The organism is Numidum massiliense (genome assembly GCF_001375555.1).
GTDB lineage: Bacteria > Bacillota > Bacilli > Thermoactinomycetales > Novibacillaceae > Numidum > Numidum massiliense.
The window spans coordinates 883,329-909,919 of sequence record NZ_CTDZ01000009.1; the positions used below are offsets into that span (position 1 = coordinate 883,329).

Sequence of the window (26,591 nt, forward strand, 5' to 3'; positions counted from 1 at the left end):
TGTTTTAAGGAGTTTAATAATGAAAGTCGTTATCAACTACAAAAACGGGGAGGATGAATCACATGGAAGTCATTTCGAAGACGTCGGCTAATCTCAAACGCCGTCAACCGAAAAAACCGTCGAAATGGCGTAAGCTAATCGCCGAGAACGGCGAAATGGCTGCCGCGGCAATCAGTGGGGTACTTATTCTCGGGGGATGGGTGCTCAGTACGGTAGACTTGTCCGTAGCGTCTGTCATCTCGTACCTCGCCGCTTTTGTGATCGGAGGATATGCAAAGGCAAAAGAAGGTATTGAGGAGACCGTTGCGGAGAAATCGTTAAACGTCGAGTTGTTAATGGTTTTCGCCGCGATTGGTTCGGCGCTGATCGGCTATTGGGCCGAGGGGGCGATGCTCATCTTTATCTTTGCCGTCAGCGGTGCACTCGAGACGTATGCGATGAACCGCAGTCACAGTGAAGTATCGAAGTTAATGGCTTTGCAACCGGAAGAAGCGCGCCTGTACGAAAACGGCGTCGAGCGAAAAGTGCCGGTCAGCGAGTTGCGCATCGGGCAGACGATTATCGTTAAACCGGGCGATCTCGTGCCGGTTGACGGTACGGTCACCGACGGCTCGACCGCCATTGATCAGGCGGCAATTACTGGGGAATCTGTTCCGGTAGAGAAGAAGACTGGGGATGAGGTGCTCGCGGGGACATTAAACGTCAACGGCGGCATTTATGTCCGCGTCGACAAAGAGCAAGCAGATACACTGTTTCAGAAAATGATTAAGCTCGTGCAGCAAGCGCAGGCAGAAAAACCGCAAAAACAACTGTTTGTGGAACGGTTTGAAAAAATTTACGTAAACATTGTCATTGCCATGACCGCCCTCGTCGCTATCGTGCCGCCACTCGCCCTCGGTTGGACGTGGAACGATGCGATTTATCGGGCGATGGTCCTGCTCGTCGTCGCCTCGCCGTGTGCACTCGTCGCCTCAGTCATGCCGGCGCTGCTGTCGGCAATATCGAACGGGGCCCGTCGCGGGGTACTATTTAAAGGCGGTTCACATTTGCAGCAGTTAACGAACATCCGTGCCATCGCTTTTGACAAAACAGGCACGTTGACGCGCGGGGTTCCCGAAGTTCAGGAAGTGATTCCTTTTGCCGACTTTTCGGAGGAACAATTGTTAGCTAACGCGGCATCGATTGAACAATTGTCGACGCACCCGCTCGCCGAAGCGATTGTGCGCCAGGCACAAGTTGCCGGCGTATCGTTCGTCCAGCCACAAGGGATGATCTCGACGACTGGCTTCGGGGTGGAAGCAAAAATAGACGGGACGCTGTGGAAAATCGGGAAACGTGATTACATGGACGTTTCTTTTGGTGATGAAGTTGAGGAAGCACGGCACCGTTTGGCCAGCGAAGGAAAAACCGCTGTCTACATTCAGTGTGGGGAGCAGTTAGTCGGCATGCTCGCGATTCAAGATGCGATCCGTCCGAAAGCAGCTGCAGCAGTTGCTGCCTTGAAAAAGCTTGGGATTCATACAGTCATGATCACCGGCGATTCCGAAGAAACGGCGCGGGCGCTGGCCAAGCAGTGTGCCGTCGACCGCTATTACGCGAACTGCTTGCCCGACGAAAAAGTGAACATCGTCCGCGAATTGCAGCAAACGCACGGGCAAATCGCCATGGTCGGGGACGGTGTCAACGACGCACCGGCGCTCGCGACAGCTTCAGTCGGCATCGGCATGGGGGCAGGGACGGACGCCGCGCTGGAGACGGCCGATGTCGTGCTCGTCAACGACGAACTGAAGCGCCTGCCGTACGTGATCAAACTGGCCAAACGGTCCGATACGATTATTAAGCAAAACATTGTCTTCTCAATCGGCGTCATTCTCACGCTCATCGTCGCTAACTTCCTCGACTCGATGACGTTGCCGCTCGGGGTGATCGGGCACGAAGGTAGTACGATCCTCGTCATCCTCAACGGGCTGAGGCTGCTGAAGTATAAGGAGTGAGGGATGGTTGTACGCGTTTGGATGCAACAGGCCTACGTGCGCTGCATCGCCTTTAGCACATCTAACTTCGCCACCCACATCGCTGGTACGAGCGAGACGAGCAAACCGACGAGCGGACTGAGTAACAAGGTTACTAATAGCCAAGTCGTAGGGAAGACGTCGTGAGAAGCGTCCATCGCCCCGAGTATTTGATGGCCGAAGATTGTGCTACTTAGAACGCCGATGATGCCGCCTGCCGTTGCTACGAGCATTCCTTCGATTAGGATTAAACGCGTCAGTTGGCGCGGTTCACTGCCGATCGCACGTAGCACGGCCAACTCGCGGCTTCGTTCGCGGACGCTGCTGGCCATATTATTGAATAGCCCGAGCAAGGCGATGACCGTCATCATGGTGAAAGTGGCCATTAGGAGAAGCCAGCGTTGCAAAAACTGCTGCTTGATCATTTGCATTTCTTCGTCGCGGTCGTACAGGACGACGTCCGAGAACTCTGGCTGCTGCAGTAACGTTTCAATGCGCTCCTTGACCTTTCCTTTATGCGGAGAGGTCATTTTGACAGATAGTTGTTGAAGTGACACTTCGCCGAATTGTTCGCGGATATATCTAGCATCCGTGTATATGTGTTGCGAGTCATCTCGGCCTCGCGTCGGCATCCTATCGACAATACCGACTACTTTGAGCGCTATTTCCGGTGAGTTTTTAGCCACAGTTGGAATTGCGGGAGGTGGAACCGTGCGGTGGAAGGTAATCGTGTCCCCGACGCGGTAACCTAGATTTTCTGCATTGTATTGTGAAATGACGACACCTCCTCGCCGCAAAGCTTCGGCGTCAAACGTCCCGGCGAGAACTTTGATAGGTAGTAATTTCTTGATTTGCTCCGTTTCAATACCAAATAAACCGTACGAAAGCTGTCGTTTATCGTCTGGTCCTCGTACATATTGTACTTTGTCGCGATAGTTTGGATGAAGTTGATCAACGTTGAGATTAGTCGTCATAATAGAGATCGGGTTTTGAAAACCTATCACTTCTACGTCCGGTATCTTTTTTATTTGTTTGTACAGATCCGGGGAAAATCCACTGAATGATCCGTGAGCTGTGTCGAGTAATAGATCAAGTGGGTATTTCTCAGCTATCTCTTTCTCCATATTGTTATTAATAAACGTTAAGATCATTGAACCGACGAGCGCAAGCGTTATCGCGAGGGTCAAGATGCCGGCGATTAACGCATTGCGGCGCCCGTGCCGCAACACGTTGCGCCCGGCGAGTTTTCCTTCGCTACCCGAGAATGGACGGGTGAGAACTGTCATGATAGTAACGGTCGCTTGTAGCATCGGCGGTATGCCGAGAAACATCGCGACTAACACACCTAAACCGCAAAGAAGATAGACCCAATATGGCCCCTGAAATAAATAATTGCCGATCGATACCGCGATGGATAAGGTGAGCAGAATGAGAATAGCCCAACGCTTCCACTTGTTGTATCCGCTCGGTTGTGGCGCTTCAAGGCGGTACGCGTCGATCGGCGACAACTGACCGGCTAAGGTGGCGGGGATCAGGCCAGCGAGTAGGATGAGGACAATCGCACCGCCTCCGCTTAGGAGCAATTGTTTCCACGGAAAGACGATCGTGACTAATGGCATGTCTATCCATATTGCGGCAGCGCTTTTTAAGGCAAACGAACAGGCCATCCCAAGCCCCGTACCGACGAGTGTCGCCGCAAGACCAATCACGAGCGATTCTTGTAAGATCAATGTCCTAATTTGCTTCGGTTGGGCGCCGAGTAAGCGCAAGGTTGCTAAGTCGTGGTGACGCTCCTGCATACTAATGAACAACGTACTGACGACGATTAAAGCACTGGCGATGAGTGCGGCAATCGACAAACCGTGCACGATCGGTTTAAGGCCGCCTAAATTGTCGCGCGCCTTGTCTTGGGCTATGCGCAAATCGATGATGATGTCGGGATATGCGGCGCGTAGATGGCTAGATAAGCGTTGTTTATCGGTTCCTTTGCCCAGTTTCAGAAGGATCGCAGTCGTGTGCCCTTCGTTGTTTGTTATTTGTTGTAACCAGTCGTAGTTAAACAAGATGAAGTAATTGGCGCGTTCATCGCGTACAAATTCGCCAGCAACACGCACTTTCTGCTTGCCGTACGGCGGGAACGGAAGCTCTACTTCGGATCCGATGGACAAACCTTTAGCTTTTAGATATTTCGTTGAAAATACAGCTTCCCCTGCTTTAGGAAAGTGCCCTTTGGCTAGGCGTAAATGGGTCAGTTCTTTGGAAAGAGGGATGTCGCGCAAACCGACGTAGGTCGGTAGGCCTATGATGTCTTGCGCTAGCGGGTCATCGATCGCTGATTCTAAACCGATGTACGGATACAGTGTTGGCGCAATGTCCGCAACTCCTGGTTCGCGGGCAATTGACTCGACTTGTTTAGCGGTGAAATACTTTTCGTGTGACTGGTAACCGGCCATCACATCGTAGTTGCCGTGTTGTTGTTGAATCGATTGTTCGACGACGTGTTCCATGGACACAACTAAGATGTGCATCGTCGTCATGAGCATGATGCCGAGGGCGACACCGAGTACTGAAAAGAGCGCACGCCCTTTGCGTGCGGCAAAAAAGCGCCAGGTGAGTGAAAACAAATGGCGAAGCACGTCTTACACCTCCTCGACTCGGCGATGGCTTTCGGCGAGGGCGTCGGTGTGCGATTCTTGAAACGGTGCCATCTCCAGTTTTTCGGTCAGTTCGCCGTCGCGCATGTAGAGGATGCGGTCGGCGTAAGAGGCGACGTGGGCATCGTGCGTGACAACGATTAACGACTGGTTCAAACGGTTGCAGCACTCGCGCAAAAGGGACATAATGTCTTTCGTCGTCTTCGAATCTAAGTTGCCGGTCGGCTCGTCGGCGACGATGATTTGCGGGTTGGCGATGAGGGCGCGCGCGATCGCCACGCGCTGCTGCTGCCCGCCAGACATCTCCGACGGACGTGCGTCAATCTTCTGTTCAAGACCGACCGTTGTCAGAAGTTGTTTGGCGCGCTGTACGGTTGCTTTTTCCTGCTTTTTTGCCAGTAGCAGGGGGAGTGTTACATTTTCTAGGGCGCTCAGAACCGGGATGAGGTTGAAAAATTGAAAGATAAACCCGATATGTTCCCGACGCCGTTTGGTGAGTTCGCTCTCGGTGCATTCGTTCAAGTTGCGGCCGTTCCACACGACGTGCCCGGTCGTCGGGCGGTCGAGACCCGAGAGGATGTTGAGCAGTGTCGATTTTCCAGAGCCACTCGCCCCCATAATCGCTACGAATTCACCGCGTCGGAGTTGCAAGTTCACCTTTTTAAGTGCTTGAAACTGCGTTGCTCCTTCGCCATACACTTTGCCGATAGAGATTGCTTCTAAAACAACAGACATTTCTTGAGCTCCCTTAACAACAGACATTTCCTTATCTCCCTTTCCCAGTTATATGGTAAAAACTAATTAACGATCATTTTGGATCGTATCACCTAATTGGGCGATGGGGTCTTAACGATTTCATAATTATTTCTTAAATAAGCGTCGGCGCGTTTCGGGAGATTGGGTGGCCCTGACGTGGTCGGATTTTGCCCAACCACGTCACGACACAAGTTCGCGTTGCAAGGCAAGCGAGGAGGGAGGGCAGAAGGTCTATGTACACTTACAGGCATTCTCTCGGTAATTTTTTGGACAGAAGTCACATGACCGGTGCCTAATTGCTGTGCTGGAAATAGACGGTGAAAAGGCGATCATATGTTAGAGTTCTAAACGACTGTACAGTTTGGGAAAATTGCTTTTACTCAAGTAAAGAATATCTGAGACTGTTTTCAAGTAGATGAGGTATGTGTTTCCTGAGGGTTCGATTCTCCTAACTTGTCGGATGTTGACGATAAAACTTCTATGTGTCCGGATAAACAGGTTGGTGTTTAGTCTCCTTTCTATTTGTTTTAATGGCTCATTCGTTTTAATAGTCGTCTGTTCAGTGTCGACAACGCAAATCTTAGTTTCTTTAAGATCTGACGTTAAATAAGCAATTTTTTCTTGATCGATTAACTCAATCCCTCGACGGACTTTCACGGGTAGTGGATCCGGATTTTGTGCCACTTGGAGACCTTTGAGATAACGAATAGTCTTTTTTAAACTTAAAAGAAATCGCTCTTCAGTAAGCGGTTTGACTAAAAAATCAATCGCGTCAATCTCAAAGGCTGTGACGGCATGCTGGTCTAGTCTGGAAATGAGTACGATCGCCGAATAAGGGAAGGACGCACGAATCTGATTAGCAATAGAAGTGGGAGGAACATCAATGGTTAAATGATCAATATCAAGAAAAATAATTTGGGGGATGGTTTTTTTAATCACGTCGCCTAATTCGTCCAAGTTGTTAACCGTAGAAATCATGTCAATATTAGACCCGAAGAGGAGAGACTCTACTTTTGTCAGTGTGTCGTGACATTCCCCAACTATAATTGCAGAATATAGCTTTGAAGAAAACGACATGTTTAACTCCCTCTTTTCCTCTTTATAGGAGATATTATATATGTGTTTATCCTTTAATTCAAGTGTTTCTATACGTTCGAAAAGTGACTATAATTTCAACCCGCACGTCTATCGTTCTTTCTGTGATGATCGTGTCGCAAACTTAGCCGCGAAGCTTATTGGACTTCTTGGTAAGGTGTTAGAAAGTGATTAGAAACTAATAGGTTATCATTTAGATTTACCGTTCATCGTAAAAAAAAATAGCTTCATCCTAATAAAACACCTTTTCGTGCCAATATTATAGATTTAAAGTTATTAGCCCGTTATTATTTGTTTAACGTAACTTGTACCTTCACTAGCAAGGGCAAGAAAAAACCCTCCCGCATCGACATGGTGGTGAGCGGAGACAAACTGGATCGGGAAGTAGAAATATTGGCAAAAATGGCCGAATGGAAGAGGAGGAATGAACGAAATGGAAAAACTATCTTATAAGCAAAAGAGGAAACCCTTGACTCGAACGATCAAAGCGACCCTCGCCGCGATGGCGCTCACGATCGCTTTGGTAGGGGGAGCCGCAGTGCCGGCATATGCTTGGGTGAATCCGGGTTGGCACTCCCAGTACCCGTCGGAAGGAGGACATTGGAGGTACGGATTCGTGAACGCTGGGCTCCGTTCCGAGTACAATCACCCGACGAAGGTTCACGGCTCGACGGTGTATAAGCTCATCGACGGCAAGGTGGTAAAGAAAAACAGGAGCTTAGACACGGCTAAGGGGAGATACTCTCACGCCTATGTCGGAACCTTAAACTCGCCGGGTCTCAAGGGTCGTTACTTCTACCGTACCAATTGATCCAGGCGATACCGGTTGGGCTCGGTCGCCGTGGCTTAACATGGCGAGTTCCGATTTGTTCTTGTAGGTTAGAGTACCTGTCAAATTAGCTTGTCTTAACGCGCACCTACCATGTCGGTGCGGGAGCGGTTTTTTCCTCAGAAGCGGAATCTTTACCAGCTCGTAGTTTTTATCCCGGTGCTTTCGTTTAGAATCCTCAGGTAATGTTCAGGATGTACTGGCGATCTGATTGATGAAGGTTTTTTTGCGTCGATATATCAAAATCCTTCATGGTATATATCCAACGGAAAGGAAATATCTATTGATGTCCTGCCAGAGTACCACATCAAAAAAATGGTGCATATCTACGAAAAACAAAATGTGACCGTAGGATATTTTTTTTGAGGATCTAGGCCTCAAAAACTAAGAATCCTTGAACCTTTTTCCTGTTCAGTCGTCTCTATAGTAGATAAGTAAATATGGAAGGAGCAGGATATCAAAATCTGGATAAGCAACAAAGAAAAACACAACCCCCCTGGCCAGCTATGAGATGTTGGTACCGGTCATTTGAATGAGGAGGAATGAGTTAAATGAAACAACTTTTTTATAGGCAAAAGAGGGAGCCCTTGACTGGAACAATCAAAGCGACGTTTGACGCGTTGGCGATGTCCTCAGTAGACGTCGCATGTGATCGGTGGTGCAGATAGTGATTGAAGCCCAGGACATTTCAGTAGCAATTGGTGGGCGGACAGTGCTTGATGGTGAAACCCTTCGTTGCGCGCCTGGGATGATGACAGCCCTCATTGGTCCGAGTGGATGTGGGAAGACCACACTCTTGCACTGCCTCGGGCTGTTGCTCCCAGTGGAACAGGGGCGCATCTTGATCGACGGAGCCGATGTGACACGTTACGGTACTGCGGCACGACGTCGGTTCTGGCGTGATCGCGCGGCGTTCGTCCTACAGGATTACGGCATCATGGATGAGGAGTCGGTTGCCTTCAATGTCACCATGCAGGCGAGCGTCCTCGGACGACGCGTCACGGGAAACCGGGAGCGGTTGGCGCAGGCGCTCGAGCAGACAGGTCTCGAGGAGCGAGAAGGTGAGTTGGCCAGCCACCTGAGTGGAGGCGAGAAGCAGCGACTCGCACTGGCTCGTGCCATCTACAAGGACGCTGCGATCCTGTACGCCGACGAACCCACTGCCTCCCTTGACGCAACCAACCGGCGAAAGGTCATCGACCTGTTTGCGGACTTCGCCGCGCGTGGCCGCACGGTTATTGTGTCGACGCACGACTCCGAGATGATCAACGCGTGTGACGCCCGGCATGAAGTAGGTTCGAACAGCCCATCACACTATTCGTCGACGAGTGATCTCGCTAGCCTAGGAGGATCCTCATGAAGTTGACATCTAAGATTATTATCGGTGTCGTTGTCGTCTTACTACTGGTAGCGGGCGTTGCGTTCCTAAACGGCTGGATCCCAGTATCAACGAGGGACACGCATCCGCCGTGCGACAAGCTGCCGACCGTAGCGGAGGCCACTGCGGCGCTTGCCAGCCATCAAGGCCTCGCCGAGGAGATCAAAGCGCTAGGTGATGGTATTGCGGTCGAAGTGGGAAAGCCGTGTCCCGATGACCAGGACCGAGGCTTAGTCACGGTAAGCTATCGTTCGACATCAGAGCGCGACGCTATCTCCGACCTACTCAGCAACCGCGACGGGTTTGGGGTTCCGGTTCAGTTAGTGAAGCGCTAACGCGGATTTTCGCACATCCGGTTCGCGCAACCGTTGTCTGCCTCTTGTGTGCAGGGCTGGCTCGCCGATGGCGTCAAGCCGAACCTAGCGCCGACCACCTAAGCCAAGTACGAGGCGCTGTTTCGGCTATACATCATGGCGCCTTTGGCGAATGATCGGTGGGCGGCGACGCCGGGTCTCGGCGATACTCGTTGCCGTCGCCGGGGCTTAGCATGGTGAGTTCCAGATAAATATTGGAGGGTTCGCTTGTGTATAAGCGTATTATAGTAGCTGTCGCGGGCGCGTTGTTTGCACTACTTGCGCTGCTGGCAGCGATCATCACTGATCTATATGATCGAGACTTTCCGCAGGCTATTGGTGTCGAGAGCAGGCTTAGCCTCGACTTTAGCGAATCGGGCTTGTCCGTCACCGAAGCGTTTGCGAAGCTGGAGGAGCTCGATGCGCGCTGGGATCTCGGTCTGGTCAAGGTCGCGCCGGACCTTGATCGCGACGGCGATGGCCAGATCTTCGTCGCACTTAACGATGGCGATCTGCCCGCCGAATTTACGTGGTTCGGCGGCGATGGTGTCGGCAAGATCGTTGGCAAGGATCGACTTGCCAGCTCCTATCCCGATGGATTCTATCTTGTAACCGGCGAAAAAACCCACTTGGGCAAGTTCGCTGACACGCTAAAAAGTGCCGGTGTGAAGATTGGCCGGGGGGATGCGTCCATTTTTGACAGTCTTGAAATCGTGGTGTGGGAAAGAGGATTTGCTGCCGCCGTTCTTGCGGCGCTGGCGCTAATCGCTGCGCTGGCACTGTTCTGGTTGTCGCTGAGGGCGCGTGGGCGCGCCCTTCGAGTTCTCGGGGGGTGCCCGACCGTGCGGATCCAGGTGCAGGACTTGGCCGGGTTCGGGGGTGCGCTGCTCGTTTCGGCGGGCGTCGTGGCGCTGGCTGCGGCGGGCTATGTGGGGGTGTTTCATGGCTGGATGTACGTCGGTACCTTCCTCAAGGCGCTGGTCAGCCTAGAGGCCGCTGTCATCGCCGTATCTTTAATCACTGCGCTTATCATGTCAGCTTCAGCTTGGCCGAGCGCTACCATGCTCGCCACCAGACAACCCGCGGTAAAGAGCCTGCGTTCGGCGGCGATCGTGATCAAGGCGCTAACGTTCCTCTTAGTGGTGGCCGCGGCTGGGCCTGCTTGGTCTGCATACAAACACTCATCCGCGATGGCTGCTGAAATGGCGCAGTGGAAGCAACTCAAAGACCAGGTCGCCCTTGTGTTCGCGGTAGAAGGCGATGACGGGGGTGACGGGGATGGAGAGGATGACGGAATGGAGCGCGTAGAGTCGCAGATTGGCGAGCTAGTGAAGGATGCGGAATCGCGTGATGCGGCCGCGCTTTCCTACACTTACACTAAAGAAATGCAAACGCCGGTCGATTTTGGAAAGTATTCGGCCGTATCCTTCGTGAACCAGCGTTGGCTCGATCTGGTGACAAGGGGTGCACCACAGCCGGCGGTCACATCGGTGCCTGGCCACAGCATTCCAGAAGGGCTTGTTAGAATGGTTCGAGAAGAAGCTGAGCTCTTGTCCAGGGGAGAGCTTTCCGAGGAGCTGTTCGCACAGTTCCAGTTCTTGCAGCCGATCGACGGGTTCCAGATCCCGGTGGCCCAAGGAGGGGGGGGCACAAACCTTCACTTTGCGGACGATGTCCTGCTCGTCGTCGTCCCTTCGGTCTACGACACCTATGACGATTTTAACTTGACATCCTTAGCCTCGAGCAGCAACATCGTGTTCACCGATGTGACTGCTACGAAGCAATTGCTAAAACGACACGGTCTCGACGTGCCGGGGCTGCGCGATCGTGGCCTCAAAGGCGAACTAAATGTTGTCTACGTGGCCGAAGAGGGGATGCTCCTCGCGCAGTTCGCAGCGTACGTGGTGTGGTTGCAGAATCTTGCGCTAGTTGCATTAGTTGTTGCTTTCACTGTCGCTGCTGCAATCAGTGCGTTGATCACCGCGCTGCTGCAGGCGAAGCGTGACTTCCCACTGCGAGTGGCAGGCCGGTCATGGGTGCGGATCCTCCAGAGCCGCGTGGCCAAGGAATTGCTTGTCGGAGCCGGTATCGTAGGCGTCGTGGTGCTGTTCCAAAGGCCTGATGAGATGGGTGCCATACTCGTGGCCGCAGCGTATGGGTTGCTTGTTGTGCCGCTAAGCCATCTGTTTACTGCGCGTTGGTGTTTCGACGGCGTCAGTAGACGTCGCATTTGATTGGAAGTGCAGATGGTGATTGAAGTCTCGGATGTTTCAGTAGCAATTGGTGGGTATTGCGGTAGATGAGGTGCTGAAGTTTGCAAGTTTAACGATTCAGAAACTGACTATAGGTTTCTATAGGATATGAGGTATATTGTGCCTGTACCACAATAACTGACAGTCGTTGCTGGTAATCGCTAGCTACAGAGAGAGAAACGTATCTGCTGTTTCTCTCTCTTTTTTTTGAAAAACGTTATATTCAGTGAATTGTTGAGGCGTTTTCGTTAGTTTTCAGACAAGGTGAAGGAGGGATCATCTTGCATGTAGGAATCGCACTTGTAGGGCTATTGGTTTCGCGTTATTTACTACTCGAGAAGTGGCGAAAGGGGGCTGTGCTTATTTGTGTAACGGGTGGATGTGATCAAGAATGTTTAAGATATGCCATCTTCGTGTCTAGTACTCGATGTGATGAACAGGCCCGCGATCGAATGGCAACAGGTCAGCCAATAGCCAAATCGTCGGGAACACGGTGTGAAACGCCCATCGCCCTACCTTCACATAGTGCGCCTTCGAAAGATGGTATATAATACGGGTTGATTGAACGCATACAAATTTGGATAATCTCCAACACATAAGTACGAACAGATGAAAGGTGACCGTTACGATGTTTAACGAAGAGATCGTTACAGAGATTAGAGAGCAGTCGTTAAAAATGGAACAAGCCGGTGTGCTCACACCGCAAGTATTAGATTTTATTTACGAACAGGGATTATTTAAATTGTTTGTGCCGCGCGAACTCGGTGGGAAGATGACGGCACTACCAAAGGCGTTGCAGATTTTCGAGGAGGCCGCATGGATCGACGGCAGTTTTGGCTGGTTGGTCAACATCGGTTCCGGGGGAGGATACTTTACTTCTTGGATGTTGCCGTCTGTGTCGCAAAAACTATTTCAAGAAAAACAAGCTGTCATTGCCGGAAGTGGATACCCTTCGGGAACAGCGAAAAAAGTGGCAGGCGGTTATTTGGTCAGCGGGCGGTGGAAGTATTGCAGTGGTTCGACGCACGCCACACTCTTTACCGCGAATTGCCTCGTTGAAAATAGTGTACCATCGCCGCATCCAAGCATTCGTTCCTTTATCTTTTTACCGGAACAAGTGAACATCGTTAAAGATTGGAATGCGTTCGGGTTAAAAGCGACTGCGAGTCACACGATCACCGTGGAACATGTGTTTGTGCCCGACGACATGACCTTCGATATTTTGAGTGTGCACACATACTTTGACGATCCGATCTTTCGCTATCCGTTTGTGCTCTTTGCGGAGACGTCTTTTGCCACTGTAGCCATAGGCATTTGTCGTCACTTGATCGATGAAGCGAAAGTGATACTAGAACAAAAACGAGAGGCGTGGGACTCTATAGATACTAGTCGCTACCCATTTGTAATGGGCAAAGTAAAGGAAATGGAACGGTTCTTTCAGCAAACTGTGGCTGACTTTTACGAAATTGTGGACCGTTCATGGGAAATGAATGTGAACCGCCAGCTCACCTCAGAGACAGAGATCCAACGGCAAGTGAGTGAACAGTGTAAGAGAATGGCAAAAACCGCTTTGCACTGTGCAGAAGCTATTTTCCCCTATTTAGGCATGCCAGCGGTGATGGCACATACACCCGTTAATCGCATTTGGCGGGATTTACACACGGCCTGTCAACATACGATGCTCGTCCCGTTTTACGATTTAGCCCTTTGAACACGTGTTCTGGAGCCCACACGACATTGTGTGGGCTCCAATTGTTAACAATGGTTAACACTTCAATCCTCATAAAATCAAGGCGTCATCCACTCAACGCAAGATTAAGAATGTAACCTTTATGATTTGCGTTCCTCCGTATGGCGTTCGTGAACCGTGCGTATAACCTGTTTTTACAACATATTTTGCTTATATCTTATATACTTAAGAAGATGTCACTTAACAGGATATCTTCTTAACAAATAATAACCATTACTATTTACATCTCTCCGCCACTCGTTTATAATGACAATAACACATAATGAGCACTCAAAAACGATGGATAGGGGAGAAGCTGGTTGAACAATTTGACACGAAGCGTTTTTATGTTATGTTTAGTGGTGTTTTTAATGGCTATGCCGCTCGCCGCTTGCAGTCAACAAGCGTCAGGCGATCAGGGGAACGGCGATAAAAAAGGGACGGCGTCCGACAAAGACCTACTGCAAGTGTACGCGAGTGTTTACCCGTTATACGATTTTGCAACAAAAATTGGCGGCGAGTTTGTGGACGTGCACGCGATGATGCCGCCGGGAGTGGAAGGGCACGATTTTGAGCCGACGCCTAAAGATATGGCTGCCTTGCACGATGCCGATTTGTTCCTTTACAACGGCGCTGGCTACGAGGCGTGGGCGGAGAAGGCACTCGAATCGCTCGATAAAGAAAAAACGGCTGTCGTCGAAGCGACGGCAGGCGTGAAGTTAATGACGAACGAGGAGAGCGGTCACGTGCACGCGGAGGACGACCACGGTGACGATCACGATGAGCATGGCGATGATCATAAGCGCGATGGCGACCATGACGAGGATGGAGACGATCACAAGCACGATAGCGATCATGACGAGCATAGCGACGACGGTAAACATAGTGACGATCACGATGAGCATGGCGATGATCATAAGCATGATGGCAACCATGACGAGGACGACGACGCTCATGCGCACGCTCATGGGCACGATCACGACCACGATCACGGCGCGTACGATCCGCACGTGTGGCTTGATCCGGAGCTAGCAAAAGAACAGGCGCGCGCAATTAAAGATGCACTCGTGAAGCTGGACAAAAAGAACGAAAAAGTGTATGAAGCGAACTTCGACAAATTAGCAAAACAACTGGACGAGTTGGATAGTGAATTGCAACAGGTCGCCCAATCGGCTGAACGCAAACAAATTATCGTCTCCCATGCCGCGTTCGGCTACTTGACGCACAAATACGGGCTCGAACAGAAAGCGATCGCTGGACTTTCGCCGTCCGAAGAACCGGGACAGCAAAAAATGCGCGACATTATTGAGTTTGCAAAAGCTAACGATGTAAAGTACATTATGTTTGAAACGCTTGTCAGCTCGAAAGTGGCCGACGCAATTAAAAACGAACTCGGTGCAGAAGCGTTAACACTCAATCCGATCGAAAACGTCACGAAGGAGGAAAAGGAGCGGGGGGAAGATTTCCTTTCGATCATGAAGCGAAACATCGATAATTTGCGGACAGCTCTCGGCTCCAAAAAATAGCAGCTATGGAACAACGACCTGTACTCGACGTCCAACACGTTAGTTTTGCCTACGAAGGTGAGCCGGTGCTCGAAGAGGTCAATTTGACCTTATTTGCCGGGGACTTCCTCGGGTTGGTCGGACCGAACGGCTCTGGGAAAACGACGCTCATCAAATGCATTCTAGGGCTGGAGAAGCCGATGCGCGGCAACATTTCCTTATTCGGAAGCGAACCGGCGCAGGCGCGTACGGCAGCGAAAGTCGGTTACGTCTCGCAAAAGGCGAACAGTTTCAATACAAATTTTCCAGCGACTGTCTTCGAAGTCGTCTCGACCGGCCTTTACGGTCAGCTTGGTCTCTTTAAACGGTTATCGAAGCAAGATAAACAACGCGTACACGACGCAATCGATCGCGTCGGCTTGGCGCACTTTAGCAAACGCCCGATCGGAAAACTGTCCGGCGGGCAACAACAGCGGGCATTTATCGCCCGCGCTTTAGTGAGTGAGCCGAAACTGCTCATCCTCGATGAGCCGACCGTCGGTGTCGACGCGAAATCGGTCGAACAATTTTATGCACTTATCGCCGATTTGCGCCGCCAGTACGAACTGACTGTTTTACTCGTCAGTCACGACATCGGGGTGATGACGTCAAAAGTGAACCGCGTTGCTTGTTTAAACAAACGGTTGTACTTTCACGGTAATCCGGAAGAGTTCGAGCAGCGGCAGAACGACATTTTGTCGGCTGCGTACGGTCACGAGGTACGGCTGTTAGAGCACAGTCACTAAAAAGTTAGAAGGGGAACAAACGTGTTAGATGCTTTTTTTCAATATACGTTTTTACAACATGCGCTCTGGTCCGGCATAATCGTCGGCCTCGTTAGCCCGGTCGTCGGCGTCTTTCTCGTGACGCGGCGCTTATCGCTCATGGCCGACGCGTTGTCCCACGTCACACTATCCGGCGTCGCCGCCGGTTTGTTGTTGCGGGATGCGTCACCGTCACTCGCCTTCGTCAATCCCGTCTACGTCGGTATGGCTTTCTCAGTGGCAGGGTCGTTATTTGTGGAGAAGTTGCGCAAAGTGTACGACTCGTTTTCCGAATTGGCGATCCCGATTATGTTATCGACGGGGGTCGCGCTCGGCGTCGTCCTTATTAGTATTGCCAACGGTTTTAACGCCGACCTGTTCGGCTACTTGTTCGGGAGTGTCCTGTCGGTGACGTTTTCCGATCTGGTGACGATCGGCGTTGTCGGGGTGATCGTGTTAGGAGTCGTCGTCCTTTTTTACAAAGAGCTGTTTTACTTGTCCTTTGACGAAGAAAGTGCCGTCTTATCCGGTTTGCCGCAGAAGCGGCTTAACTTGCTTTTCATGGTCGTCGTTGCGCTCGTCATCGCCACGGCGATGCGCATCGTCGGCATTATGCTGGTCTCGGCGATGATGACGTTGCCGGTCGCTACCAGTTTGCAAGTGGCCAAGAGCTTTAAACAAACGTTTTTTTACGCCATCTTTTTTGCGGAGGCTGCTGTTGTCGGCGGGCTCATCTTGTCGTTTTACTTGGACTGGGCCTCCGGCGGCACGATCGTCTTACTGGCAGTAACGATGCTGCTCGCCGTTTTGGGTGGCAAGCGGATGCTGCGCAGACGTCAAGCGGCAGTCGCGAGCGAAGGGACTTGAAAGGCTTAAGGGGCATGAAGTTGCAAGGATCGCGCCTTAAGGTTTAAAATAAAGGTAAACCCTTTAACGTAGCAATTACGAATGGTCGTGCACAACGGTTGGAGGAGGTGCGTGCTTGTGAATGTGACGAAAGCTCTCGATCAATTAAAGGCGCAAGGTTATAAATATACGAGCAAGCGGGAGCTCATCCTAGAGATTTTTTACCGCGAAGGGCGTTACTTGAACGCGAAGTACGTGTTAGAACAGATGCAAAAAGAGCACCCGCAGCTTAGTTTTGACACGGTCTACCGCAATTTAACGTTACTTTCTGAGTTGGGCATTCTCGAAGTGACCGCCATGCACGGCGAACGGTATTACCGCATGGCGTGCAGCGGCGATGACCATCATCACCACCTCATCTGTACCGAGTGCGGCAAAGCGAAAAAAATCGACATCTGTCCCATGCAGGGCGTCTTTGGCGAACCGGAAGGGTTCCAAATTACCGGTCACAAGTTTGAAATATACGGTTTGTGCAGCGATTGCGGTGCAACCCACGCATAAAGCCGAACGAAGGAGAAAGTAAAGATCCACTTACGGGCGATTAGCTCGTAGGTGGATTTTTTTGCGTTTGGATGAGCAGACTCTCGTTCGGTTGTTCGGTCGATGCATACGTGACCAAAAAGTGTATCCTTCATCTAATTGGTGAATACATGGGCAAAAAAGTGTATACGATGGGAATACGAAAGTTAACGAGTGGTGAAACTATTTGATATATACTAACGTCTTGCGCTTGTATATGACAAAGAAGGGGAATGCCTAATGTTTAATTACAAACTGATCATTAGAATTTTTGGTATTAAAATATACAAAAACCTGAATGACGGGAAGTTGTACTACGAGCGAAAAGGGAAATTGAAGCGATTATACTTGTAACATGTAATGTAGAATTTAACTATAAATTTTATTGCAACTCTAAAGTGGAAATGTTTCTTTGCAAATAGTATTGACAATATATCTTTATTAATTTATTATAATCCGTAAATAACAAAGGTTAAGGGATCTGAATAACGTGATCAGGGGCACTCTTGATTTGCAAAAATAGTAAATATAGTAAAAAAGGGAAATACGAGTAAAAGAGGGGAATACGTGTCCATATTCGGAGTCATTACTACAATCGTCGTCGTCGTAGCGCTCGTCGGGCTTAAGAAGTATTATAAAAACAAAAAAGAAAACGCACTAATAAGAGGCTGTATTGTCTGGATGACACCTATTTTTATTTTACAAATCGTATTCATGTTTAATGATGCCTTTTGTTTATGGAACTTATTCCAGCATTACACACAAATACTGTTAATTTTTGGAGTAGCTATCGGCCTGTTTTTATTCATTCGATTTATCCTCCTGCACGGAACAGTGTCAACCGTTGTGGGGGCTAAAATGCTTCTTTTACTTGCTGTTTTCGTCTCCTTAATTTATACAGAATATTTTAACGGAAGCTATACTTTTAGCGACTATCGGGCGTTTAGCCAATACAACCTTCCGCTGAAAAAGTACTATTTTGTCCTACCGTATAAATTGTTGGCAGACGATGGCGCCAGCGTTTATAAGTTCCCTTGCTCTTTTTCGATACCGATCAAAAAGGTGGGAGAGCGCCTGTATTACTACGAACACACCGGGTTCGGCCGGCCGGGAAGGTGGTATGAATTCGGGATCCCACGCCGACAGCAAGGGGCGTGATGCCCCCGCTAATGGCTGGCGCAGTCTAACGTAACAGTTTTATTTAAACACGTAAAATCACGTGTAACATATGGCTCCGGAACACGCTAACTTAACGGTTCCGCCGTCCTTTTTTTTGCGGGTGCGCGGTTAGTCCGCTTTACCCATCCCCATAAAAAGCCGAGCGCACCGCCGACGAGTGCTGGGAGAAGCCAGCCCATCCCTTGGGTGTATAGCGGTAAGTGAATGTACACACCTGTGAGTGTGTCCGCCCCTGTCTGCAGCTTGTCCAACCCAATATTGAACCATTTCTCGACTACCGACGCCGCCGATTCCGTCGCGGCAGTCGGCCGTTCGATGGCGTTGAAGCCATCGACGAAGCTAATGGCACCCGTAAAAAGGAGTGCGCCGCGATACACGTGTGGGCAACTGCGAATCGCGCGTGGCGCAAGCCCTAAGATAATAATGACGATCGCCAGCGGGTAAATCGCCACTAAGACGGGATAAGAAATCGCAATAATATTCGTCAGTCCGAGGTTGGCGATGGCAAAGCCGACGAGTGTACACAGTATGGCCAGCCGTTTGTACGTCAATCGCGACGAAAATCGCGTAAAATACATACTTACTGCGGTGACGAGCCCGACTGACGTCGTCAAACAGGCGACCGTGACCGCCACCCCGAGTAACAGTAGGCCAGCCGTCCCAAATAGTTCGTAACAAATAGCAGCTAAAAGTTGTCCGCCGTTGTCCATCGCCCCAAGCGATTGGCTCGTCGCGCCGAGGTAGGCGAGCGCCAAATAGACGGCTGCCAGCGCGAGGCCGGCGACGACTCCCGCGCGAATCACTGCGCGGCGCGCCCCGTTGCTGTCAGTTACCCGGTAGGCGAGCGCCAAATAGACGGCTGCCAGCGCGAGGCCGGCGACGACTCCCGCGCGAATCACTGCGCGGCGCGCCCCGTTGCTGTCAGTTACCCCTTTTGCCTTGAACGCGTTTATAGCGACAATGCCGAAAGCGAGGCCAGCCAGTGCATCTAACGTTAAATAGCCTTCGGTAAATCCTTTAAAAAACGATGCCTCTAAGTAGTCGCCGCTCGCCGTGCCGGGGAGGCCGATCGGTTGCAGCCACCCTTTGACGAACAGGGCGAACACGACGAACAGTAAAGTGGGCGTCAATATTTTGCCAATTCGGTCTACAAGTTTCGTCGGATTTAAACTGAGCCACAGTGTTAAAGTAAAATAACCGATCGTATAAAGTAGTAACGGCCAGCTTTCCGCTTGCAAGCTGTCGGGCAAAAAGGGGATGACCCCGATCTCGTAGCCGACACTCGCCGTGCGCGGGATGGCGAATAATGGCCCAATCGCCAAGTAAGTGACGATTGAAAAGACGAGACCAAAGACGCGGTGGGCGCGCCCCGCAATGTCTTCCATACTCCCGTTGAGGACGACGGCAATGACGCCCATCATCGGCAGTCCGATGCCAGTTATTAAGAAGCCGAGCATCGCCGTCCACGTCTGTGTGCCTGCAGTTTGTGCGAGTGCAGGTGGAAAAATCAAGTTGCCCGCTCCGAAAAAAAGTGCAAATAACATGAAGCCGATCGTCACTATGTCTCGTGTGCGCAATGGTTGCATCTACTAGTACACCCTTTTTAAATCATTAAACAATTGTAGTTAAAGCTATTCGTGAAAAATAAAGACAATGGACAATGTACAATTCACGAGTATATTTTTGATCATGCTTTGATCATGTATAGCATTCTACTATAAAACTGAAGAATTTTAAAGTGTCCCCCACGCTGCTGCCGTTATGCGAAAGAAAGAAGAAAACATATTTAGTTCCATCGATCGTCATCATGTGACATAATTGTCATAGCGAGCCGACTTGTCTTATACAAGTGTCGATCAGACAGAAGGTTAGATGTGTTGTCGATCGGACAAGTTAGGTAGCGCGAAGAGAAGGAAAATTGACATGGGGGGAGAAGCGTGAATAACGAACAACGTCGTCGCAAGTTCATTCACTTATGGGTGACCGCTTTACTAGCCGTCGCACTGGCCATAACGCCACTGCCACTTAGCAGCTTTTTTGTCGTGCAAGCGGAAACAGCGGACGATCCGCCGCCGGAAATATGGCCGCGTGTGGAAAACGGCAAGAAAGTACTATTCGATAACACGCACGGTCAGACGGCAGGCGCCGCCGATTGGGTGATCGACGGCGGGTTTTCCGACTTTGCTAACGCCTTAGCGGACGATGGTTATTATGTGAAAGAACTGCGGCAGACGACAGCGATTACATACGACGATCTGCGCAACTACGACGTGTTTGTCATCGGCGAAGCGAACGTACCGTATAAAGCGTCGGAACAGCAGGCTATGCTCAAGTATGTGAAAAACGGTGGCAGTATCTTTTTTATCGCCGACCACTATAACGCGGATCGCAACAAAAACCGCTGGGACGCGTCGGAAGTGTTTAACGGCTACCGCCGCGGCGCGTTTTTCGATCCGGCCAAAGGGATGAGTGAGGAAGAAGCGGGATCTTCCGCGATGCAAGGGGTTGAAAGTTCGGATTGGCTGGCGGAACATTTCGGCGTCCGCTTCCGCTACAATGCGCTCGGCGACGTCATGGCCGACCACATCGTCGCACCGCAGCAAGCGTTCGGAATTACGGCTGGCGTTCGCGAAGTGGCGATGCACGCCGGCTCGACACTAGCGATTATCGATCCGACAAAAGCGAAAGGGATCGTCTATTTACCGCCAACGGAGGAAAAGTGGCCACACGCCGTCGACCAAGGAGTGTACGCTGGCGGCGGCATTGACGAAGGGCCGTTCGTCGCCGTCGCGAAAGTAGGAAAGGGGAAAGCGGCTTTTATCGGTGACTCTTCCCCGGTCGAAGATGCGACGCCAAAATACGTGCGCGAAGAAACGGGACAAAAAAAGGTGACGTACGACGGCTTTAAAGAGGTGGACGATGGGACGTTGCTCGTCAATACGGTCCGCTGGTTGGCGGAGCGAGAAAACTATACGAAGTTGACGCAAGTGAAAGGGTTAACGTTGGATGAGCCGACACCGCTGTTACCGTTCGAAGAACCGGAACAGTCGACCGAGCCACAGGAGGAACCGTGGGCGCCGCCAGCGCCGGGCTACAAATGGTGGGACACGGCGACGTTTAAACCAGGCGCTTACGGTTCGCCAGAACCGGCTCCACGCGAAGCTGAATACGACGTCGAGTACCAAGCCGTATTGCCTAATACCGGTGAATTTAATATCCGCGTCATCGGGCGTCACCTTAAGCCGGGACAAACAGTACCTGATTTCACATTCGGCATTTATCGCACTGGCGGAGAACAAGTGGCTAAAGTGCAGCGCGACGACGGCAGCTGGCCGAGCGGTTACGGGTACAGTGCGCCGTTTTCGCTGAAGGCGAACGCGCGTGGGGTGGCGGTTAAAGAGTTGACCGTTAAAATTAAGCCAGACGTCGCGGGGAACGCCAACTTACGCCTGCGACAAAACAAAAACAACTTACTCACAAAAGCGGTGACGATCGACAACGTGGCGCCGGAGCCATTGCCAGAAGACACACTCAGTAACGATTCCGAACCGCCTGCAACGGCTGTACAATTGGACGGTGAGCAGCTAAGTGACGGTTCGTACGTGCACAATGTACGCGTCGCTTTGACCGCAACGGACGACCGTTCCGGCGTCGACCGTAGCGAATACCGTTTAGGGGAGTCCCCGTCGTGGAACTTGTACGAAGAGCCGGTCGTCCTCGGATTTAGCGGCGAGCGGACCTTCCACTACCGCTCCCTCGACCGTGCGGGCAACGCGGAACAAGTGCAGGATGTAGACGTCCGCGTGACGAAAGCGACAGCCAAAGCCGTCGAACAGACGATTCGCGAGGCGCGTATTACGAATCCGGCCTTGAAAAAGGTGTGGCTCGCGCAAGCAAAACACGCCGATCGCTGGCTAAAGAAGGCTGAGCAAGCCCGTCTTAAAGGACAAAAGAAACAAGCGGAGGCCTTCGAAACATCTGGATTCTTATTGTTAAAACAGACGGCACGGGATATGAAACGCACTCCGGACCGCGTCGTGCCTCGCAGCGCGAAAGACGACGTGCAAATGCTCGTCGATTACGTGACGAAGGTGAAGCCGCAGCAGCGGGGTCAGGGGAAAGATGCGGCTTCTGCTAGTGAAGGAAGGGAAAAAGCGGCATAGACGGAGTCGTCAGGGACGAGATCGGCAAGGACTTCTCCGCTGGCTAATGGCTTTTCTTCACGAGTTTTTAACCGGATTTAACCAGATATGTTTGAAAAAAAGGCCAGTCGTATCTTATTATTCCTACTTTATTTTCACCGTAGCTTTCCGTGCCAAACCATGCTATATTAGTGTAATAACATTTGCTACAGTGTCATATACAGCAATGAACGCGATTTTGTGCAAGTGGCGCCGGATCACGTACACATTGTCACACCAAATAATGGTCAGAGGAAACAAAAATCTACATAGCCGACGTCCGTTAGGAGTTTTCATTCAAAATGAAGACTCCTATACCTTTTTCTAATGTTACACCCCGAAAGTAAGCATCCAACCATATGTGCCATGTATTCGTATGTTAGCGAGTAACTGCAAGCAAGGTAAGTAACTGTGTGCAAGTAGCTGTTTAGCTGTGTAGCTGTACAGCTGTACGTATGAAATGATACGCCGTGTTTAAAAAGTAATGTAAGTGCTGGATCGACGTGAGGAGAGGGTGTTTATTTATGTAAGATGCGTTTGCGCAAAAAAAAGGAGGGAACGGGTGATTTTCTAAACTTTTTATTGTGGATGACCTCGTTTGTCAGGCGTGACAATTCGGTGTAAACTGCTTAACCGTCAATAAAAAGGGTATATAAACAGTGACAAAGAGAAAAGAAGGTTGATATCGTGGAAGTTTTTAGGCGTCTTAAACATTATTACATGCCACACATAAAGTGGTTCATCCTTTCAGTCGTGACGCTCGTACTCGTAACTGCCCTCGGCCTTGTCTACCCTAAATTGCTACAATTTTTAATCGACGATATCGTCATCGCCGGCAAGTATGAATGGTTGCCTTACGCGTCGCTCGCTGTGTTGCTGGCAGCGGGGTTGCGTGCACTGTTCCGCTTTTACCACCAGTATACGGGGCACTTGTTCGGCATCGATTCGGTGTACGATCTGCGCATGGGGCTGTACAACAAACTGCAAAGTTTGTCCTTTACGTACTTTGACAACGCGAAGACAGGGGATTTAATGGCGCGTTTGACGGGCGACGTCGAGGCGTTTCGCATGTTTTTATCGTTCGGGGTTGTGCAGTTGCTCAACATTGTGCTCATGCTTTCCTTTGGCTTAGTCATGATGGCCTCGATCAACGTCGAGCTGACCGTCGTCACCTTCATCGTGACGATTCCGCTGCTCGCGTTCGTCAGTTTGCGCTTTGACAAGCAGGCGTTTTCCGGATTTATGCGCATCCGCCGCGCGATTGCAAAAATGACGACGCGGGCGCAAGAGAACATAACAGGTGTGCGGACGGTGAAGTCGTTTTCCCGTGAATCGCACGAAATTGAACGGTTTGCCGACACGAACGAACAATACTTACAAACGTATTTAAAAACAGCAGACGTCTGGGCGAAGTACTTCCCGATTATGGAGACGATCGCCAACTTAAGTATCGTCCTGTTGCTCGGGTACGGCGGCTTTCTCGTCATTCAAGGGAGGATGTCCCCCGGGGATTTAGCAGCTTTCTTTACGTTGATTTGGTATATAATCGGTCCGATTTGGTCGCTCGGATTTCAACTGAACAACTTGACCCAGGCGCGGGCTGCTGGTGAGCGGTTGCTAGAAATATTTGACGCTGAGCAGCACGTGCAAGAAAAAACGGATGCTCGGGAGCTGCCGCAAATCAAAGGACATGTGACGTTCGACAATGTGACGTTTAACTACGACGGCACCGAGCTGCCAGCGCTAACCGACATTAACATCGACGCGAAGCCGAATTCAGTTATCGCGCTCCTCGGCGCCACCGGTTCGGGGAAAACGAGTGTCGTGCAGCTGTTAATGCGAAGTTACGACGTCTCGGAAGGGAAAGTGACGATCGACGGCTACGACGTGCGCGATGTGACGCTAAAAAGTTTGCGCGAGCAAATCGGCATCGTGTTTCAGGAGACGTTTCTGTTTTCTGCGCGCATTCGCGATAACATCGCCTACGGCAATCCTGCGGCGACGGAAGAGCAAATTGTACGCGCGGCGAAAATTGCTCAGGCTCACGACTTTATTACCGAAATGCCAGACGGTTACGAAACGGTCGTCGGCGAACGGGGGATGGGCTTGTCCGGGGGGCAAAAGCAGCGCATTGCGATTGCTCGTTCGATTTTGACCGATCCGCGCATTCTCATTCTCGACGACGCGACGAGTGCCGTCGATATGGAGACAGAGATGGCGATTCAATCGTCGCTCCGCTCGGTGATGAAAGGGCGGACGACGTTCGTCATCGCCCACCGCATTTCGACGTTGAAAAGTGCGGATGAAATTATTGTGCTCGATGCGGGGCGCATCGTGCAGCGAGGGACGCACGACGAGTTGGTGAAACAGCCGGGTGCTTACCGCCGCGTGTTCGACGTACAATTTAAAGATCAGCTAGATGTTATGCGGGAGATGGAGAGGATGCAAGCATGAGTGAAAGTGCCAACAGGTCGCGTACGAACAGGGCTCAAGCCAACAGCGTGAGTTCCGAACGGTTTGTGTACGAAGATGACCGCAAAATGGAGAAACCGTTCGACTGGCAACAGTTCTTGCGGCTACTGAAATATTTAGCGCCATACAAGTCGAAGATGTGGATCGTCGCCGTAACAATGCTCATCGTCACGGCGAGCAAGCTAGCTGTTCCTTACTTGATCAGCGTGGCAATTGACGATGCGATCGTCGGCGCGGGCGGAAATGTGAGATTACTTTTGACGATCGTCGGCGTTATTCTCGCACTCTACTTAGCGGGGTGGGTCGCTAACTCCTTGCGCATTAAGTGGACGAATTGGATTGGGCAGAAAGTTATTTACGATTTGCGCATGGCGCTGTTTAAAAACATTCAGCGGCTGTCGTTCCGCTTTTTCGATCAGCGTCCGGCGGGATCGATTCTCGTCCGCATTACGAACGACATTAACTCGCTGCAAGACTTGTTTACGAACGGGATTATTAACTTGCTCACCGATCTGTTACTGCTGATCGGGATTACGGGTGTCTTGCTCAGCTTAAACGTCAAGCTAGCGTTGGCGCTGTTAGTGACGGTGCCGATGATGTTTTTCCTATCGACGAAGTTGCGCTTAAAAATTCGTCGTGGCTGGCAACAAGTGCGCGTCCAACAGTCGCGCATTAACTCCCACTTGAACGAGAGCATCCAAGGGATGCGTGTGACGCAGGCGTTTACGCAAGAGGGGCACAATACGAATTTTTTCGCGGGGATGAACGAGGAAAACAGCCGCGTGTGGCGCAATGCCGTGCGGCGCAATGACAAGTTTGGGCCGCTCGTCGACCTGACGTCCGCGATCGGCACGTGTATATTGTTTTGGTACGGCGCGTATTTGTTGCAGACGGAGCCGGAGTCGATGTCAATCGGGATTTTGCTCGCCTTTTCCTTTTATCTAGGGAACTTCTGGGAGCCGATCTCCCGTTTGGGGCAAATATATAGCCAACTGCTCGTGACGATGGCTTCCTCGGAGCGCATTTTTGAATTTCTCGATGAACAGCCGCTCGTCGCTGAACGGGAACAGGCGCGGGCATTGCCGCCGATCAAGGGAGATGTTGAATTTAAGAGCGTCGAATTTGCTTACGAAGAAGGGCGTCCTGCCTTGAACGGCATCGGACTGTCGGCCGCAGCAGGGGAGACGATCGCCCTCGTCGGTCACACAGGTTCCGGGAAAAGTACGATCATTAATTTGCTCTGCCGCTTTTACGATCCGAACAAAGGAAGTATTACGATCGACGGCATCGATTTGCGCGACGTGACGCTCGACAGTTTGCGCTCCCAGATCGGCATCGTACTGCAGGACACGTTTATTTTCTCTGGCACGATTCGCGAGAACATTCGCTTCGGGCAGTTGGACGCGACAGACGAAGAGGTCGAGGCGGCGGCTAAAGCGGTGCAAGCGCACGAGTTTATTAGCCGCTTGCCCGACGGGTATGAGACGGAAGTGGAGGAGCGCGGCAGTGTGTTGTCCGTCGGCGAACGGCAGCTCATTTCGTTCGCGCGGGCGATTTTGGCCGATCCACGCATTTTGATTCTCGACGAAGCGACGGCCTCGATCGATACGGAGACGGAAGTGCGCATTCAAGAGGCGTTACAGACGTTGCTGCAAGGCCGTACGTCATTCATTATCGCCCACCGCCTCTCGACGATCCGCCACGCCGACAAAATTATCGTGTTAGACCACGGGAACATCGTCGAATGTGGCACACACGAAAGCTTAATGGAACGGCGCGGCGTGTATTACGGACTAATGAAAGCCCAGTTTACGTTTTTTGAAGCAAGTTAAAAAAAGAATCGATTTCTGTCTATAAAAACGGAAAGGCTCACCCCGAGTTGATGAGGGGTGAACCCTTTTTCATACCGTACATTTGTACCGTATAGGTGATCGTTGAATGGTGTCATACGGCGCGGTTATTGCAGTT

General features: G+C 51.0%; 18 protein-coding genes. 14 read left to right on the top strand and 4 right to left on the bottom strand.

Features of this window, described 5'->3' with window-relative positions:
- Positions 1-62: 62 nt before the first annotated feature.
- Positions 63-1,994 carry a heavy metal translocating P-type ATPase gene (locus BN1247_RS04720; RefSeq protein ID WP_082415789.1) on the top strand — a complete coding sequence of 644 codons (1,932 nt, stop codon included), beginning with the start codon at positions 63-65 and terminating at the stop codon, positions 1,992-1,994.
- A 32-nt stretch (positions 1,995-2,026) separates the two neighbouring features.
- Here the strand turns inward: BN1247_RS04720 and BN1247_RS04725 are convergent, their stop codons facing one another.
- From BN1247_RS04725 to BN1247_RS04735, 3 genes are all read right to left on the bottom strand, one after another.
- Positions 2,027-4,648, bottom strand: a complete 2,622-nt coding sequence (locus BN1247_RS04725; RefSeq protein ID WP_054949359.1) for an ABC transporter permease — start codon at positions 4,646-4,648, stop codon at positions 2,027-2,029.
- 3 nt (positions 4,649-4,651) lie between these two features.
- Positions 4,652-5,428 (bottom strand): ABC transporter ATP-binding protein, encoded by a 777-nt coding sequence (locus BN1247_RS04730; RefSeq protein ID WP_390622026.1) that lies wholly within the window; start codon positions 5,426-5,428, stop codon positions 4,652-4,654.
- Between the two features lie 330 nt (positions 5,429-5,758).
- Positions 5,759-6,379: a LytR/AlgR family response regulator transcription factor gene (locus BN1247_RS04735; protein WP_187119724.1), complete on the bottom strand. Its 621-nt coding sequence runs from the start codon at positions 6,377-6,379 to the stop codon at positions 5,759-5,761.
- A gap of 571 nt (positions 6,380-6,950) precedes the next feature.
- Between BN1247_RS04735 and BN1247_RS04740 the strand changes: the two genes are divergently transcribed.
- From BN1247_RS04740 to BN1247_RS04785, 10 genes are all read left to right on the top strand, one after another.
- Positions 6,951-7,328 (top strand): lactococcin 972 family bacteriocin, encoded by a 378-nt coding sequence (locus BN1247_RS04740; RefSeq protein WP_054949361.1) that lies wholly within the window; start codon positions 6,951-6,953, stop codon positions 7,326-7,328.
- Between the two features lie 682 nt (positions 7,329-8,010).
- Positions 8,011-8,706, top strand: coding sequence for an ABC transporter ATP-binding protein (locus tag BN1247_RS04745; RefSeq protein WP_054951497.1), 696 nt, complete (start codon positions 8,011-8,013; stop codon positions 8,704-8,706).
- Complete coding sequence (locus BN1247_RS04750; RefSeq protein ID WP_054949362.1) at positions 8,703-9,059, top strand: hypothetical protein; 357 nt, start codon at positions 8,703-8,705, stop codon at positions 9,057-9,059. Before BN1247_RS04745 ends, BN1247_RS04750 begins: the two co-directional genes overlap by 4 nt.
- A gap of 248 nt (positions 9,060-9,307) precedes the next feature.
- Positions 9,308-11,311: a hypothetical protein gene (locus BN1247_RS04755; protein WP_054949363.1), complete on the top strand. Its 2,004-nt coding sequence runs from the start codon at positions 9,308-9,310 to the stop codon at positions 11,309-11,311.
- A gap of 646 nt (positions 11,312-11,957) precedes the next feature.
- Positions 11,958-13,040 carry an acyl-CoA dehydrogenase family protein gene (locus BN1247_RS04760; RefSeq protein WP_054949364.1) on the top strand — a complete coding sequence of 361 codons (1,083 nt, stop codon included), beginning with the start codon at positions 11,958-11,960 and terminating at the stop codon, positions 13,038-13,040.
- A 365-nt stretch (positions 13,041-13,405) separates the two neighbouring features.
- Positions 13,406-14,584 carry a metal ABC transporter solute-binding protein, Zn/Mn family gene (locus tag BN1247_RS04765; protein ID WP_074011250.1) on the top strand — a complete coding sequence of 393 codons (1,179 nt, stop codon included), beginning with the start codon at positions 13,406-13,408 and terminating at the stop codon, positions 14,582-14,584.
- A 5-nt stretch (positions 14,585-14,589) separates the two neighbouring features.
- The gene (locus BN1247_RS04770) at positions 14,590-15,348 is read left to right on the top strand and encodes a metal ABC transporter ATP-binding protein (RefSeq protein WP_054949366.1); all 759 of its coding nucleotides are present in this window, start codon (positions 14,590-14,592) and stop codon (positions 15,346-15,348) included.
- Between the two features lie 21 nt (positions 15,349-15,369).
- Positions 15,370-16,233, top strand: coding sequence for a metal ABC transporter permease (locus BN1247_RS04775; protein ID WP_054949367.1), 864 nt, complete (start codon positions 15,370-15,372; stop codon positions 16,231-16,233).
- A 117-nt stretch (positions 16,234-16,350) separates the two neighbouring features.
- The gene (locus BN1247_RS04780) at positions 16,351-16,773 is read left to right on the top strand and encodes a Fur family transcriptional regulator (protein WP_054949368.1); all 423 of its coding nucleotides are present in this window, start codon (positions 16,351-16,353) and stop codon (positions 16,771-16,773) included.
- A gap of 585 nt (positions 16,774-17,358) precedes the next feature.
- The gene (locus tag BN1247_RS04785; RefSeq protein WP_054949369.1) at positions 17,359-17,949 is read left to right on the top strand and encodes a hypothetical protein; all 591 of its coding nucleotides are present in this window, start codon (positions 17,359-17,361) and stop codon (positions 17,947-17,949) included.
- Positions 17,950-18,035: 86 nt separating this feature from the next.
- On the opposite strand, the gene brnQ is transcribed toward BN1247_RS04785, so the two are convergent.
- Positions 18,036-19,556, bottom strand: coding sequence for a branched-chain amino acid transport system II carrier protein (gene brnQ / locus BN1247_RS04790; protein ID WP_054949370.1), 1,521 nt, complete (start codon positions 19,554-19,556; stop codon positions 18,036-18,038).
- Positions 19,557-19,973: 417 nt separating this feature from the next.
- On the opposite strand from brnQ, the gene BN1247_RS04795 reads away from it, so the two are divergent.
- From BN1247_RS04795 to BN1247_RS04805, 3 genes are all read left to right on the top strand, one after another.
- The gene (locus BN1247_RS04795) at positions 19,974-22,133 is read left to right on the top strand and encodes an OmpL47-type beta-barrel domain-containing protein (protein ID WP_390622059.1); all 2,160 of its coding nucleotides are present in this window, start codon (positions 19,974-19,976) and stop codon (positions 22,131-22,133) included.
- A 705-nt stretch (positions 22,134-22,838) separates the two neighbouring features.
- Complete coding sequence (locus BN1247_RS04800) at positions 22,839-24,605, top strand: ABC transporter ATP-binding protein (RefSeq protein WP_054949371.1); 1,767 nt, start codon at positions 22,839-22,841, stop codon at positions 24,603-24,605.
- Positions 24,602-26,455 carry an ABC transporter ATP-binding protein gene (locus BN1247_RS04805; RefSeq protein WP_054949372.1) on the top strand — a complete coding sequence of 618 codons (1,854 nt, stop codon included), beginning with the start codon at positions 24,602-24,604 and terminating at the stop codon, positions 26,453-26,455. Before BN1247_RS04800 ends, BN1247_RS04805 begins: the two co-directional genes overlap by 4 nt.
- The last annotated feature ends 136 nt before the right edge of the window (positions 26,456-26,591 follow it).